Origin of the sequence: Pseudomonas sp. K5002 (assembly GCF_013386655.1) — a bacterium.
Lineage (GTDB): Bacteria > Pseudomonadota > Gammaproteobacteria > Pseudomonadales > Pseudomonadaceae > Aquipseudomonas.
On the sequence record NZ_JACARK010000048.1, the window covers coordinates 1 to 14,650 of the forward strand.

General features: G+C 61.7%; 16 protein-coding genes and 2 pseudogenes. 12 read left to right on the forward strand and 6 right to left on the reverse strand.

The annotated features are described in order from the left end of the window. Positions 1–67: 67 nt before the first annotated feature. Both hemH and HX846_RS03260 read right to left on the reverse strand, forming a co-directional pair. Positions 68–1,093, reverse strand: a complete 1,026-nt coding sequence (hemH, locus tag HX846_RS03255; protein WP_177081311.1) for a ferrochelatase — start codon at positions 1,091–1,093, stop codon at positions 68–70. A 14-nt stretch (positions 1,094–1,107) separates the two neighbouring features. Further along, positions 1,108–2,007: a TIGR01777 family oxidoreductase gene (locus HX846_RS03260; protein ID WP_178964968.1), complete on the reverse strand. Its 900-nt coding sequence runs from the start codon at positions 2,005–2,007 to the stop codon at positions 1,108–1,110. 209 nt (positions 2,008–2,216) lie between these two features. On the opposite strand from HX846_RS03260, the pseudogene HX846_RS03265 reads away from it, so the two are divergent. From HX846_RS03265 to HX846_RS03320, 12 genes and pseudogenes are all read left to right on the forward strand, one after another. Further along, positions 2,217–3,166 (forward strand): annotated as a pseudogene (locus HX846_RS03265) (NAD(P)/FAD-dependent oxidoreductase). Next, a complete protein-coding gene (locus HX846_RS03270) occupies positions 3,163–3,378 on the forward strand; it encodes a TIGR02450 family Trp-rich protein (protein ID WP_008432289.1) in 216 nt (71 codons plus the stop codon). Before HX846_RS03265 ends, HX846_RS03270 begins: the two are co-directional and overlap by 4 nt. Before the next feature lie 112 nt (positions 3,379–3,490). Beyond that, positions 3,491–4,462, forward strand: coding sequence for a DUF523 and DUF1722 domain-containing protein (locus HX846_RS03275; protein ID WP_008432288.1), 972 nt, complete (start codon positions 3,491–3,493; stop codon positions 4,460–4,462). Positions 4,463–4,465: 3 nt separating this feature from the next. After that, positions 4,466–5,395 (forward strand): MerR family transcriptional regulator, encoded by a 930-nt coding sequence (locus HX846_RS03280; protein WP_008432286.1) that lies wholly within the window; start codon positions 4,466–4,468, stop codon positions 5,393–5,395. Next, positions 5,396–6,841 carry a deoxyribodipyrimidine photo-lyase gene (gene phrB, locus HX846_RS03285; RefSeq protein WP_178964969.1) on the forward strand — a complete coding sequence of 482 codons (1,446 nt, stop codon included), beginning with the start codon at positions 5,396–5,398 and terminating at the stop codon, positions 6,839–6,841. Then, on the forward strand, positions 6,834–7,256 hold the full coding sequence (locus HX846_RS03290) for a nuclear transport factor 2 family protein (RefSeq protein ID WP_178964970.1): 423 nt from the start codon (positions 6,834–6,836) through the stop codon (positions 7,254–7,256). Before phrB ends, HX846_RS03290 begins: the two co-directional genes overlap by 8 nt. Beyond that, positions 7,253–8,035, forward strand: coding sequence for an SDR family oxidoreductase (locus HX846_RS03295; RefSeq protein WP_008432280.1), 783 nt, complete (start codon positions 7,253–7,255; stop codon positions 8,033–8,035). Before HX846_RS03290 ends, HX846_RS03295 begins: the two co-directional genes overlap by 4 nt. Next, a complete protein-coding gene (locus tag HX846_RS03300; protein ID WP_178964971.1) occupies positions 8,032–9,279 on the forward strand; it encodes an FAD-dependent oxidoreductase in 1,248 nt (415 codons plus the stop codon). The genes HX846_RS03295 and HX846_RS03300 overlap by 4 nt, the downstream gene beginning before the upstream one ends. Further along, positions 9,276–10,082 (forward strand): DUF1365 domain-containing protein, encoded by an 807-nt coding sequence (locus HX846_RS03305; protein WP_003208422.1) that lies wholly within the window; start codon positions 9,276–9,278, stop codon positions 10,080–10,082. Before HX846_RS03300 ends, HX846_RS03305 begins: the two co-directional genes overlap by 4 nt. Beyond that, the gene (locus HX846_RS03310; protein ID WP_087693767.1) at positions 10,069–11,340 is read left to right on the forward strand and encodes a cyclopropane-fatty-acyl-phospholipid synthase family protein; all 1,272 of its coding nucleotides are present in this window, start codon (positions 10,069–10,071) and stop codon (positions 11,338–11,340) included. Before HX846_RS03305 ends, HX846_RS03310 begins: the two co-directional genes overlap by 14 nt. Beyond that, positions 11,333–11,824, forward strand: a complete 492-nt coding sequence (locus tag HX846_RS03315) for a DUF2878 domain-containing protein (protein ID WP_178964972.1) — start codon at positions 11,333–11,335, stop codon at positions 11,822–11,824. The genes HX846_RS03310 and HX846_RS03315 overlap by 8 nt, the downstream gene beginning before the upstream one ends. A 54-nt stretch (positions 11,825–11,878) precedes the next feature. Beyond that, a complete protein-coding gene (locus HX846_RS03320; RefSeq protein WP_178964973.1) occupies positions 11,879–12,184 on the forward strand; it encodes a YkgJ family cysteine cluster protein in 306 nt (101 codons plus the stop codon). 137 nt (positions 12,185–12,321) lie between these two features. Here the strand turns inward: HX846_RS03320 and HX846_RS03325 are convergent, their stop codons facing one another. The 4 genes and pseudogenes from HX846_RS03325 to HX846_RS03340 form a co-directional block, all read right to left on the reverse strand. Then, positions 12,322–12,840: an acyloxyacyl hydrolase gene (locus HX846_RS03325; RefSeq protein ID WP_003208415.1), complete on the reverse strand. Its 519-nt coding sequence runs from the start codon at positions 12,838–12,840 to the stop codon at positions 12,322–12,324. A 112-nt stretch (positions 12,841–12,952) separates the two neighbouring features. Next, positions 12,953–13,747: a glutamate racemase gene (murI, locus tag HX846_RS03330; protein ID WP_008432270.1), complete on the reverse strand. Its 795-nt coding sequence runs from the start codon at positions 13,745–13,747 to the stop codon at positions 12,953–12,955. Beyond that, complete coding sequence (locus HX846_RS03335) at positions 13,740–14,495, reverse strand: molybdopterin-synthase adenylyltransferase MoeB (RefSeq protein ID WP_178964974.1); 756 nt, start codon at positions 14,493–14,495, stop codon at positions 13,740–13,742. The genes murI and HX846_RS03335 overlap by 8 nt, the downstream gene beginning before the upstream one ends. After that, positions 14,492–14,650 (reverse strand): annotated as a pseudogene (locus HX846_RS03340) (protein-(glutamine-N5) methyltransferase, release factor-specific); the annotation flags it as partial. The gene HX846_RS03335 and the pseudogene HX846_RS03340, both read right to left, overlap by 4 nt.

A 14,650-nucleotide genomic window follows, 5' to 3' on the forward strand; every position in this document is an offset into this window, starting at 1 on the left:
CTTCATTAACTGACCCACCGCCTTCGCGAGCAAGCCCGCTCCCACATTCAGGCCTCACCCGGCTTGACTACAGCGCGACCGGCGCTCTTTCACACAGGGTATTGAGCGCCGCCGCCCACTGCGGGTCATCATTCAGGCACGGCACCAACACCAACTCTTCGCCCCCCGCTTCGCGGAATTGCTCCAGGCCGCGATCACCAATTTCCTCCAGTGTCTCGATGCAGTCCGCAACAAACGCCGGGCACATCACCAGCAGCTTCTTCACGCCCTGCTGAGCCAACGCTTCAAGGCGTGCCTCGGTGTACGGTTCGATCCACTTGGCCCGGCCCAGCCGCGACTGGAACGCCACCGACCATTTGCCATCCGGCAAGCCAAGGCGCTCGGCAAAATCCCGCGCAACGCTGAAACACTGCGCGCGATAGCACGTGGCAAGCACCTCGGGAGAGGCGTTCTGGCAGCAGTTGGCGTCCTTGAAGCAGTGTTGCCCGGTAGGGTCGAGCTTTTTCAGGTGGCGCTCGGGCAACCCATGAAAGCTCAGCAGGAGGTGATCGAAATCCGCTTCCACATAGGTTCTGGCGCTGTTGGCCAAGGCGTCCAGGTACTCCGGTTCATCGTAGAACGGCTGCAGAATCGAAAACTCGATCGCCAGCTTTTTGTGCCGCACCACGCGCCGGGCCTCTTCGATTACCGTGGTCACGGTGCTGTCGGCAAACTGCGGGTACAACGGCGCCAGGGTCACTTTCTGGATGCCTTGGGACGCCAGCCGGGTCAGTACGCTTTCAATCGACGGCTCGCCATAGCGCATGGCCAACTCCACCGGCCCCTGGGTCCACTGTGCAGTCATCTGTTGTTGCAAGCGACGGCTAAGAACTACCAGCGGCGAGCCTTCGTCCCACCAGATCGAGGCGTAGGCATGGGCCGATTGCTCCGGGCGCTTGATCAGGATCAGCGACACCAGCAAACGCCGAACCGGCCATGGCAGGTCAATGACGTAAGGGTCCATCAGGAACTGATTGAGGTAGCTGCGCACATCCGCCACCGAAGTGGACGCCGGTGAACCCAGGTTGACCAGTAACAACGCGTGATCCGTCATGCAACATCCTATCTCTAGAGGCGGCTGGACAAGTCGTCCAGGGCCGCATGCAACTCAGTGAACTGGAAAGTGAAACCGGCCGCCAACAGCCGCTGCGGCAAAGCCCGCTGGCCACCCAGCAACAAACCGGACAACTCGCCCAGGCCGATGCGCAAGGCAAACGCCGGCATGGGCATGAACGCCGGGCGGTGCAGCACCTTGCCCAGGGTCTTGGCGAACTCCAGGTTGCGTACCGGGTGTGGCGCGCAGGCATTATAAGGACCGCTGGCATCGGTCTTGTGCAGAAGAAAATCAATCAGGGCGATTTGATCCTTTATATGGACCCATGGCATCCACTGCCGACCATTGCCGATAGGCCCGCCCAGCGCCAGTTTGAACGGCAGCAACAGCCGCGACAAAAAGCCGCCCTCCGCCGCCAGCACCAGCCCGGTACGCACCAGCACCACGCGGATGCCCAATGCCTCGGCACGCTGGGCGGTTTCTTCCCAGGCAATGGAGAGCTGGCTGCCGAAATCGTCCTGCACCGGGCCGCTGTCTTCGGTCAGCTCGCGCTCACCGCCGTCGCCGTACCAGCCCACCGCGGAACCGGAGATCAACACCGCCGGTTTTTGCTCAAGGCCCTCAAGCCAGGCCAGCAGCGTTTCGGTGAGGCCGATACGGCTGCTCCACAACAGCGCCTTGCGTTTATGCGTCCAGGGCCGGTCGGCAATCGGCGCGCCGGCCAGGTTGACCACCGCGTCCACCGCCTCGTTTATGTCCTGCAGGCGGGCGACGCCACGCACCTGGGCGCCGCACAATTTAGCCACTTGTTCGGGATGGCGGCTCCAGACCGTGAGGCGATGGCCCTGGGCAAGCCAGTATTGGCAAAGTTGATGGCCGATCAAACCGGTACCGCCGGTCAGCAAAATGTGCATGAGTTGTTCCTCGTGTAACGTTCGCCGACCACCGTTAGTCTATTTTATAAACAGGGATGTTTTAATCGGGCGCAACGCTGGTTAAACCTTCAGGTTTAACCATAGGTCACGCCAAACGATCAGGTACGCCAAAACTTATACCAAAAAACAATATTGTACAGCTATTGGTGTCGGCGTAGTCTGTACCCAACGGTAAAACGAGGCCTCCCATGACTGTTCCCATCGCGATCATTGGCACCGGCATCGCCGGTCTCTCCGCCGCCCGAGCGTTGAAAGACGCGGGGCACGTTGTACAACTCTTCGATAAAAGCCGCGGCAGTGGCGGTCGCATGTCCAGCAAGCGCAGCGATGCGGGCTCGCTGGACATGGGCGCACAGTACTTCACCGCCCGCGACCGGCGCTTCGTCAACGAGGTGCAACGCTGGCAGGCCAATGGTTGCGCCGAGCAATGGAAGCCACAGCTGTACAACTTCAAGTCCGGCCAACTGACGCCCTCCCCCGATGAACAGATCCGCTGGGTCGGCACTCCGCGCATGAGTGCGATCACCCGCGCCCTGCTCGATGACTTGCCGGTGCAGTTCGGTTGCCGCATCACCGAAGTGTTCCAGGGCAAACATCACTGGAACCTGCTGGACGCGGACGGCGAAAGCCACGGCCCGTTCAGCCACGTGATCATCGCCACCCCGGCGCCCCAGGCCACTGCCTTGCTGGCCGCTGCGCNNCGACCTGGGCCATTGCCCTGGCCTTCGACAAGCCGCTGGATACGCCCATGGAAGGCTGCTTCGTCCAGGACAGCCCGCTGGACTGGCTGGCGCGCAACCGCAGCAAACCGGGGCGCGACACCACCCTCGACACCTGGGTTTTGCACGCCACCAGCACCTGGAGCAAGCAACACCTGGACCTGTCCAAGGAAGCCGTGATCGAACACCTGCACGGCGCCTTCGCCGAACTGCTGCACAGCGCCATGCCGGCGCCTTCCTTCACCCTCGCCCACCGCTGGCTGTACGCGCGGCCGTCCACCAGCCATGAATTTGGCGTGCTGGCCGACGCCGACCTGGGCCTGTATGTATGTGGCGACTGGTGCCTGTCAGGCCGCGTGGAAGGTGCGTGGCTCAGCGGCCAGGAGGCGGCGCGGCGGTTGATCGAGCACCTGCGATGAACCGCATCAATCCCGCCAAGCTGCTGCTGTCGAAGTGGACAGCAGCCCGCCCGCAGTACAAGGAAAAACATTTTCTGGTGACCAAACTGCTGCGTGATGACGAAGGCGATGTGCAGGAAATCGAGCTGGAAGCCGTGATGAGCCATCGCGTGCAGCGCCTGGCCTGGCAAACCCTGCAAAACGCCGAAGACTGGAAAATCGGCTGGAAATAGCCATTCCGCAAATACCTGTACAAATTATTTGACTTGTACAGCTTCAAACCTATGATGAGATTAAGTTGTACAGAAATTTAACCCTGTACAGGAATTTCATCGAGGTTTGGCCATGTCCAGCACCCTGCCTGCCACCGGCAAACCGAAAATCGCCATCAGCGCCTGCCTGTTGGGCGAGAACGTGCGCTTCAACGGCGGGCATAAACAATCCCAGCTGTGTAGCCAGACCCTGGCCGATTATTTCGACTTCGTGCCGCTGTGTCCTGAAGTCGCCATTGGCCTGGGCATCCCCCGCGAGCCGATTCGCCTGGTGGGCGACCCGCTCAATCCACAGGCCGTTGGCACCGTAAACCGCGAACTTAACGTGACCCAGCCGCTGGACGATTACGGCCAGCAAATGGCTGCTGAACACACCGACCTCTGCGGTTACATCTTCATGCAGAAATCCCCGTCCTGCGGCCTGGAACGGGTCAAGGTCTATCAGGACAACGGCATGCCCATCGACGGCGGCGGGCGCGGCATCTACGCCCAGGCGTTTTGTGCGCGCCACCCCAACCTGCCGGTGGAAGAAGACGGTCGGCTGAATGACCCGGTGCTGCGGGAAAACTTCCTGACCCGGGTGTTCGTCTACGCCACCTGGCAGCAACTGCTCGCCGAAGGCCTGACCCGTCACCGCCTGCTGGAATTTCACTCGCGCTACAAATACCTGCTGATGGCCCACAGCCCGGTGCATTACAAAAGCCTCGGCAACCTGCTGGGCAGCATGCCCAGGGACGTCGACCTGGGCGCCTTGGCCGCCGGCTACTTCAGCGAACTGATGAGCGCCCTGACCCAGTGCGCCACACGCGGCACCCACACCAACGTGCTGCAACACATCAGCGGCTACCTCAAGCAAGCCATCAGCGCCGAAGACAAACAGGAAATGCAGACCATCATCAGCCAATACCGCCAGGGCATCGTGCCGCTGGTGGTACCGCTGACGCTGCTCAAGCACCACTTTCGCCAGCATCCGGACCGCTATATCGCGCAGCAGGCCTACCTGCAACCGCACCCGGAAAACCTCAGCCTGCGTAATGCGATTTAACCTATGACTTTTCCCCTGCAAGAACCTGGCGAAGACATCGCCGAGGCCATCGAACAAGGCTGGCTGCCGATCCGCGAAGTCGCGCGCCAGACCGGCGTCAACGCCGTGACCTTGCGCGCCTGGGAGCGGCGCTACGGCCTGATCGTGCCCCAGCGCACGCCCAAGGGGCACCGCCTGTTCAGTGCCGAGCACGTGCAACGCATCCATACCATCCTGACCTGGCTCAACCGGGGTGTGCCGGTCAGCCAGGTCAAGAGCCTGATCGACACCGCGCAAGCCACCAGCGAACCGCCGGTGGAAAACGAATGGCACAACCGCCGCCAGCACCTGGTGCAGGCCATCAGCGAACTGGCCGAGCGCCGGGTGGATGATGCCTTCAACCAGGCCATGGCGCTGTACCCGCCGCGCACCTTGTGCGAGCAACTGTTATTGCCGTTGCTCAAGGAGCTCGAACTGCGCTGGCAAGGCCAGTTCGGCGCGCAGATGGAACGGGTGTTTTTCTATTCCTGGCTGCGCAGCAAATTCGGTGCGCGGATGTATCACAACAACCGCCAGCTCAACGGCGCCCCCCTGCTGCTGATCAATCATTCCGACCTGCCGCTGGAGCCGCACCTGTGGCTCACCGCCTGGCTCGCCAGCAGCGCCGATTGCCCGGTGGAAGTTTTCGACTGGCCATTGCCGGTGGGCGAACTGGCCCTGGCCGTCGAGCATCTGCAACCCCGCGCGGTACTGCTGTATTCGAGCAAGGCACTCCATACCTCGGTGCTGGGCAAACTGTTGAGCGGCTTCAGTTGCCCAAAACTGATAACCGGACCAACGGTATGCATCCACCAGGCGGAGCTGTCCGTATTAACCCAAGAGATTCCTGAATTGCTCCTGGCCGAAGACCCGTTGTCGGCCCATCAGGTACTGATCCAGCGTGGACTTATTTAAATGCACTTGATCTGGCTGCGCACCGACCTGCGCCTACATGACAACACCGCCCTCGCCGCCGCCGCACAGCGTGGCCCGACAGCGGCCGTCTACCTGATCAGCCCCGGGCAATGGCTGGCCCACGATGACGCGCCGTGCAAGGTCGATTTCTGGCTGCGCAACCTGCAGCGCTTGAACTCGGCACTGGGCGAGTTGAACATTCCGTTATTGATCCGCCATGCCGACACTTGGGATCAAGCACCTGAAGTTTTGGCAGGCCTGTGCCAGGAACTGTCGGTGGAGTCGGTACACGTCAATGACGAATACGGCATCCACGAAGAGCGCCGCGACGCCGCCGTGGCCAAGGCCCTCGAAGCTCAAGGCATCACGTTCCACACCTATCTGGACCAGTTGTTTTTCCAGCCCGGCAGCGTGCTGACCAAGACCGGCACCTACTTCCAGGTGTTCAGCCAGTTCCGCAAGGTCTGCTACAGCCGCCTGCATGGCGCCTTGCCGCGTTTGGTCGCCACTCCCAAGGCGCAGGCACCGCTCACACTCAAAAGCGACGAGGTTCCGGATCACGTCGAGGGCTTCGCTACCCCGAGCGAAGCCTTGCGCGCCCTGTGGCCTGCCGGCGAAGCCGAAGCCCGGCGCCGTCTCGACCAGTTCGCCGACGCACAAATCAGCTACTACAAGGACGAACGCGACTTCCCGGCCAAGCCCGGTACCAGCCAGCTTTCGGCCTACCTTGCAGCGGGCGTGGTTTCACCGCGCCAGTGCCTGCATGCCGCGCTGCAAAGCAACCAGGGTGAATTCGAAAGCGGCGACATCGGCGCGATTACCTGGATCAACGAGCTGCTGTGGCGCGAGTTCTACAAACATATTCTGGTGGGCTACCCACGGGTCTCGCGCCACCGCGCATTCCGCCCGGAGACCGAAGCCGTGGCCTGGCGCAACAGCCCGGAAGACTTGAAAGCGTGGCAGGAAGCACGCACCGGCCTGCCGATCATCGACGCCGCCATGCGCCAGCTGCTGGAAACCGGCTGGATGCACAATCGCCTGCGCATGGTGGTAGCGATGTTCCTGACCAAAAACCTGCTGATCGACTGGCGCGAAGGCGAGCGCTTTTTCATGCGTCACCTGATCGACGGCGACCTGGCAGCCAACAACGGTGGCTGGCAGTGGAGCTCGTCCACCGGCACCGACTCGGCCCCGTACTTCCGGATTTTCAGCCCCTTGAGCCAATCGGAAAAATTCGACGGCGAAGGTGTGTTTATCAAGCACTGGCTGCCACAGTTGTCGGCGCTGAACAAAAAGGAAGTGCACAACCCCGACGCCGTGGGCGGCCTGTTTGGTGTGGCCGACTATCCTCGTCCTATCGTCGATTTGAAAAAATCCCGCGAGCGCGCCCTCGCCGCTTTCCGCAGCCTGCCTTCACGCCAGGCGGTCGGAGGTGCTTATGAGTGATTTCCTGCGCCGCTTCGCCCAGGTGTTCGCCAGTGTGGACAAGCACAACCTGCACCTGCTCGACGGCCTGTACAGCCAGGACATCAGTTTCACCGACCCACTGCACGAGGTGCACGGGCTACCGGCGTTGCGCCGCTACTTCGCCGAGCTGTACGACAACGTCACTCAGTTGCGCTTTGACTTCCATGGCTTTGATCAAGTAGCGGAAGGCGAAGGCTATCTGCGCTGGAAAATGAGCTTCTGCCACCCGCGCCTGGCCAAGGGCGAAGTGATTCGTGTGGAAGGCTGCTCGCACCTGCTGTGGCGCGACAAGGTGTATCGCCACCGGGATTATTTTGACGCTGGACAGTTGCTGTATGAACACGTGCCGGTCCTTGGCGGTGTGGTCAGCTGGCTGAAAAGGAGAATGGGATGAGCCTTAACCTTCCACGTCGTTACTGGTTGACCGGTGCCAGCAGTGGCATCGGGGCCGAACTGGCGAAGACGCTGCTCGAAAGCGGTGCCCATGTGGCCCTCAGTTCCCGCTCCAAGGCGCCCCTGGAACAGCTTGCCCAGCAATACCCCGGGCAAGTGCTGGTGGTGGCCGGCGACCTGACCAACAGCCAGACCGTACGCGAGATCGGTGAACACATCGCGGTGGCCTGGGGTTCGCTGGATACGGTGATCCTGAATGCCGGCACCTGCGAATACGTGGATGCCAGGCAATTCGACGCCTCGATCATCGAGCACGTGGTGCGCACCAACCTGCTGGCCAGCAGTTACTGCATCGAGGCCGCGCTGCCGCTGTTGCGCGCCGGTCATACACCGCACCTGGTCGGTGTGGCCAGTGCGGTGACCTACCTGCCGATGCCCAGGGCGGAAGCCTATGGTGCGTCGAAGGCCGGCCTGCGTTACCTGTTCGAGTCCCTGCGTATCGACCTGTCGCCTGAAGGGATCGACGTCACCGTGGTCAGCCCGGGGTTTGTCGACACGCCGCTGACCGCCCGCAATGATTTCCCGATGCCCCTGAGCTGGCCGGCAGACAAGGCCGCGCGACATATCTTCGCCAAGCTGCAAAACCGTCCATTGGAAATTGCCTTCCCTGCCCTGTTTATTGCCGCCTTGTGGCCACTGTCGAAACTGCCGAACCGCGTCCAGTTGATCATTGGCAAACGCATGCTGCGCAGCCCGCCGCCGAGAAAGGACGACCTGTGAAGATCGCCATTATCGGCAGCGGCATTGCCGGGCTGACCAGCGCCTACCTGCTCAGTCGCCGCCACGACATCACCCTGTTCGAAGCGGGCGACCGCATCGGCGGCCACACCCATACGGTGAATGTCACGGTGGAAGGCAAAAGCCATGCGGTGGACACCGGCTTTATCGTGTTCAACGACTGGACCTATCCCAACTTCATCAAGCTGCTGGGGCAAATTGGCGTGACGTACAAACCCACCGAGATGAGCTTTTCGGTGTGCGACCCGAACGCCGGGTTCGAGTACAACGGCAACAACCTCAACAGCCTGTTTGCCCAGCGCCGGAATATTCTGTCGCCGGGGTTCTGGGGCATGTTGCGCGATATCCTGCGCTTCAACCGCCAGGCGCCCCTGGACCTGCAAGAGCAACGCATCAGCGCCGAGATGACCCTGGGCGAGTACCTGCAAGCGGGCGGCTACGGCCAGCGATTTATCCAGCACTACATCGTGCCGATGGGCGCGGCGATCTGGTCGATGTCCCTGGCTGACATGCTCGGGTTTCCCCTGCAATTCTTCGTGCGGTTCTTCAAGAACCATGGCTTGTTGTCGGTGAGCAACCGGCCGCAGTGGTGCGTGATCGAAGGCGGTTCCAGCCGCTATATCGAACCGCTGACCCAGTCCTTCCGCGAAAATATCCGCCTCAATTGCCCGGTCACCCGGGTTGAGCGTTCAGCCATCGGCGCAGTTATCCACAGCGCCGCCGGCAGCGAGGCATTCGACAAGGTGGTGTTCGCCTGCCACAGCGACCAGGCCCTGGCGTTGCTGGGGGATGCGAGCCTGGCCGAGCAACAGATCCTCGGTGCCCTGCCCTACGCCGACAATGACGTCGTCCTGCACACCGATACCCGTCTGCTGCCCGAGCGCAAACTGGCTTGGGCCAGCTGGAATTACCGCCTGGATGGCCGCGCGCAAAAACAGGCGGCGGTGACCTACGACATGAACATCCTGCAAGGCATCGACAGCACCACCACCTTTTGCGTGAGCCTCAATCAAACGGCGCTGATCAACCCGCTCAAAGTCCTCGCCCGCTACACCTACGCCCACCCGCAATACAGCCTGGCCGCCGTGGCCGCCCAAGCGCGCTGGGAAGAACTGCACGGCGCGCAGCACACCTATTATTGCGGCGCCTACTGGGCCAACGGCTTTCACGAAGACGGTGTGGTCAGCGCGTTGCGCGTGGCCAAAGCGTTTGGGGAAGCGCTGTGAACAGCGCACTGTATAGCGGCTGGATTGCCCATCGGCGGTTTACGCCCAAGGGCCATGCCTTCCGTTATCGGATTGGCCTGCTGTACCTGGACCTCAGCGAACAGGACGAAGTGTTCGGCTTGTCGCCATTGGCGGGCGAGCGCTGGGCGCCGTTCGCGTTTCGCCAGCAGGATTACCTGCGTGAATTTACCCGTCACGGCATGAGCTTGACCGATGCCGTACGCCAAGAAGTCGGCAAGGCCCTGGGGCGCATCCCCTCGGGCGTTATCTGCCTGCTGACCCAGGCCCGCAGTTGGGGCCTGGCCTTTAACCCGGTGAGTTTCTTCTACTGCTTCGAGGCCGACGGAACGCTGGCCGCGATCCTTTGTGAAGTGACCAACACCCCGTGGCGCGAGCGCTATCACTACGTGCTGCCGGCCCAGGCGCTGCCTGCCGGTGAGCATCAGCACTTCGCCGTGGCCAAGGCGTTTCATGTGTCGCCGTTCTTGCCCCGGGACCTGGAATACCGCATGAGCTTCAGCCCGCCCGCCGCCAGGCTCGGCGTGCACATGGCCGACTGGCAGGGCGAACTGAAAGTCTTTGACGCCACCTTGAGCCTGCAACGCGAAGCCCTGAACCGCGCCAGCCTGCACCGCTACCTGTGGCGCTTCCCGTGGATGACCGCCAAGACCTGCCTGGCCATTTATTGGCAGGCCTTGCGCCTCTTGCTTAAACGCACGCCGATTTTTTCCCATCACGCCGCCGAAGGCGCTTCTCGCACCGCAGTCGGTTACACCAAGGATCGCCGCCATGAAATCCCCTAGCTTATCGGTCAAATCCAACCGCTTGAACGTCAACGGCATGACCGCCGCGCTGCTGCGCAAAGCCGTGCTGCGCCAGCTCGGCCAACTGCGCCACGGCCAGTTGGTGGTGATCGAGGACGGCGAACGGCAAGTCTTCGGCGCACGGGAAGCGCACCTGCTGGGGGAGATCCAGATCCTCGATTCAGCCGTGTGGGGGCTGGTGGCGGCCAACGGCTCCATCGGCGCCGGCGAGGCATTTATCCATGGTTACTGGAGCAGCCCGGACCTGACCGCCGTGGTACGGGTGATGGTCAGCAACCTCGACGTGCTGGATGCGCTGGAAGGTGGCCTGGCCAAACTGGCGCGGCCCTTCACCCAGGGCCTGCACTGGCTCAACCGCAATACGCGCAAGGGCTCGCAGAAAAACATCGCCGCCCACTACGACCTGGGCAACGACCTGTTCGAGGAATTCCTCGACCCGACCATGATGTATTCGGCCGCGCAGTTCCTCACCGCCGATGACACACTGGAACAGGCACAACTGAACAAGCTGGAACGCATCTGCCAGAAGCTCGCGCTGAAACCGTCCGACCACCTGCTGGAAATCGGCACCGGCTGGGGCAGCATGGCGATTTATGCCGCGCAGCAGTACGGCTGTAAGGTCACCACCACGACCCTGTCCAAAGAGCAGTTTGCCTACACTGAAAAACGCATCGAGGCCCTGGGTTTGCAGAATCAGGTGACGTTGCTGCTGGAGGACTACCGCGACCTGACCGGGCAGTACGACAAGCTGGTGTCGATCGAGATGATCGAAGCCGTGGGCCACCGCTTCCTGCCGACCTATTTCAAACAGTGCGCGCAGTTGCTCAAGAGCAACGGCCTGATGTTGCTGCAAGCCATCACCATTCGCGAGCAACGCTACGAACAAGCCAAGAGCAGCGTGGATTTTATCCAGCGCTATATCTTCCCCGGCGGCGCCCTGCCCTGTGTACAGAAGATGCTGGAGGTCGTCAGCCGCGACACTGACATGAACCTGCTGCACATGGAGGACTTCGGCCTGCACTACGCGCGAACCCTGCGCCTGTGGCATGAGAACTTTCGCCGCGCCCACAGCCGCCTGACGGAAATGGGCTACGACGAATACTTCCTGCGGCTGTGGGAATTTTACCTGTGCTACTGCGAAGGCGGCTTTATGGAGCGCACCATCGGCACCGCGCAGATGCTGCTGGCCAAGCCGGCGGCGCTGACCCAGCCACTGCTCGGGCGCTTTGATGCTTAAACCACTGGCAAATGCCGTGCTGTTCCAGTGCGGCTGGTTTGCCTGTGTGCTGGGCGGCGACAGTCTGTGGCTGTTGGTGGGGTTGGCGGTGCTGGTAATCCACCTGCTGTGGATAAGTTCGTGGTCAGCGGAAGGCCAGGTGATTGTTGCCGTCACCTTGTTGGGCACCGTGATCGACACCGTGCTACGAGCATTCGGCGTGTTTCATTTCAGCCTGCCCGGACCGTTGGCACCATGGTGGCTGATCCTGTTGTGGGCATTGCTGGCGACCACGCTGCGCCATTGCCTGGCCTGGAGCGCGCAGCCCTGGTGGCGTGCGAGTTTGTTGGGGGCGGTGGGCGGGCCGTTGTCCTATTACGCGGGCAGCCAACTGGCCGGGGTGAGTTTCGGCTATGGTACCGTGCCGACCGTCATCGGCCTGGCGTTACTCTGGGGGATGATTTTTCCGTTGTTGCATTGGATTGCCAGGCAGTTGGCACATTGACGTCCGTCAGGCCTTTCACACACCTATGAGCCGCTTGCCTTACACTGCGCGCCTATGACCAACATCCCCCATACCCAAATCGCCGAACCTGCCGTCACCTGCTCCAGCTGCGCCGCGTGCTGCTGCCAGCTGGAAGTCATGCTGATCACTGATACCGGCGTGCCCGATCGCTTTATCGATACCGACGATTGGGGCGGCGAAGTCATGCTGCGCCTGGATGACGGCTGGTGCGCGGCGCTGGACCGCGACACGATGATGTGCACGATTTACGAGAAGCGGCCACTGATCTGCCGGGAATTCGAGATGGGCGCGCCGGAGTGCATCGATGAGCGCCAGGGGATTGCGACGGTGTATCGCTGATTTCGGAACCAATGAGTAGCCAATGTGGGAGCGGGCTTGCTCGCGAAAGCGGTGTGTCAGTCAACTGATTCGTGGCTGATATACCGCTTTCGCGAGCAAGCCCGCTCCCACAATGGTTTTGCAGCGTGCTTAAAAAACTACAACGGCAGCGTGTAGTGCAGCGAATAACTCTCTACACCATCGTTATTGCTGCTGATCCCGGCATTGGAGTAATGGGTGGCCCGAATCCCCACTTCACTGCCACCGACAAAGCGCAAGCCAAAGCCCAGCCGGTCTTCAAACTGGAAAGCCTGGCCGATATTGTTGTCTTCAACCCGCGTGCGGGAGAACACGGCCACACCCACGCCGGCCTCGATGTACGGCTTCACCCTCTCCCCGGCAAACTCATACACAAACACGGGCGAGAACGACAGGCTGCTGACACTGGCGCGCTTGTCACCGTCCCAGTAGGTGTAGGCGCCGCTCCAGTACCCGGTCACGCGCCCCGTATCGGTCTGCCACCAGCTTTTATCCCAGTCCGAGGTCAGCCCCAACCGATAGGTCATGGTCGAATCGCTCGTACTTCCCACCCCAAGTTCCAGGCCTGCCGCCTGTGCGGAAAAAGAGTGCCCCAACATTGCGGCCGCAATCGCAGCCAAACAGAACAAGCGCTTCATAGAGAAACATCCCTTCCGAACGAAGTTGTATGATTTTGTACCGGCTAACTTGCTATAGAAGCTGCCGTATAGCCAGAAGTTCAGCGGATAAAGGCGTTATTTCACGTTTTTTTCACACGCCAAAACTACTCACAACTCCGGGAGATTTCCATAGGGTCGGTAGGATATTTCTTAGATGCTGCGGATCGCCGCTGGTCCAGAACTGTACAGGCGGCGGATTGCCAGTGGCCAGCAGTTCGCGATCACTCAAAAGACGCTGCAATTGACGCGCTACTGCCGCCCCGGTGTCGATCAAAATGATCGTCGGCGGGAGCATCTCGGCGAGCAGGGGCTTGAGGAACGGATAGTGGGTGCAGCCAAGGATGATGGTGTCGCAACCGGCCGCAATCAGCGGCTCCACGTAGCCTTGCAACAGCAGGCGCAGGGCCGGGCTGTCCAGGTCGCCGGTTTCGATCAGCTCCACCAGGCCCGGGCAGGGTTGGGTGATCACCCGCACATCGGTGGCGAAGCGGTCGAGCAAGGCGGCGAACTTGGCGCTTTGCAGGGTGCCGGTGGTCGCCAGCACGCCGACGACGCCACTGCGGGTCGCGGCAGCCGCAGGTTTGACTGCCGGTTCCATGCCCACCAATGGCCAGTCGGGATAGTCCTGGCGCAAATCGGCAACCGCCGCAACGGTCGCCGTGTTGCAGGCAATCACAAACGCTTTGGCGCCCTTCTCACGGAAGAACGCCGCCACCTGTCGCGAACGATCGAGGATGAACGCCGGGGTTTTCTCGCCGTAGGGGATATTCCCGCCATCCGCCACGTACAGCAGCGACTCATGGGGCAGCAGACGCTGGATTTCGTCCAGCACCGACAGGCCGCCGACACCGGAGTCGAACACACCAATCGGCGCGTCCTTAACCATGGTGGCTACCGCAGACGCTGCAACCGGGGTCACGCTTGACCCGCAGCTCGCGAAAACGCGTGGTCAGGGCGTCGATCAACAACAGCCGCCCCACCAGCGGCTCGCCGAAACCGGCCAGCAATTTCAAGGCTTCCAGGGCTTGCAGGCTGCCGACCAAACCCACCAGCGGGCCGATGACACCGGCTTCGCTGCAGGTCAGTTCGGCGTCGCTGCCGTGCCCGTATAAACAGTGGTAGCAGGGGCTTTCGGCGCGACGAGGGTCGAACACCGACAGCTGGCCTTCGAGGCGAATCGCCGCACCGCTCACCAAAGGCTTGCCGGCAGCGACACACGCAGCGTTGACCGCTTCGCGGGTGGAGAAGTTGTCGCTGCAGTCCAGTACCACATCGACCACCGCCACGGCGGCCGCGAGGGAATCCTCATCCAGCGCGCTGCGATGGGCAACCAGCTGTATGTCAGGATTGATCGCGCTCAGGCGGCGAATCGCCGAGTCGACCTTGCTCAGGCCGACGCTGTCGGTGTCGTGAATGATCTGGCGTTGCAGGTTGGTCAGGTCGACAGTGTCGAAATCCGCCAAATGCAGCTCACCCACCCCCGCCGCCGCCAGGTACAGCGCCACCGGCGAACCGAGGCCACCCAGGCCGACGATCAGCGCGCGGCTGTTTTTCAGGCGCAACTGACCTTCGATGTCGACATGCTGCAACAGAATCTGCCGGCTATAGCGCAACAGCTCCTGGTCGTTCATCACGGGCGGCGTCCCAACGTAATGCGTTCGTGGCCGCCCAGGTCGATGCGGCTGTGGACTTCTTCAAAGCCTTCCCCCAGCAGCAGGTCGCGCACGGCGGGCGCCTGGTCGTAACCGTGTTCCAGCAGCAACCAACCCGCGGCGTCGAGGTGCGCAGG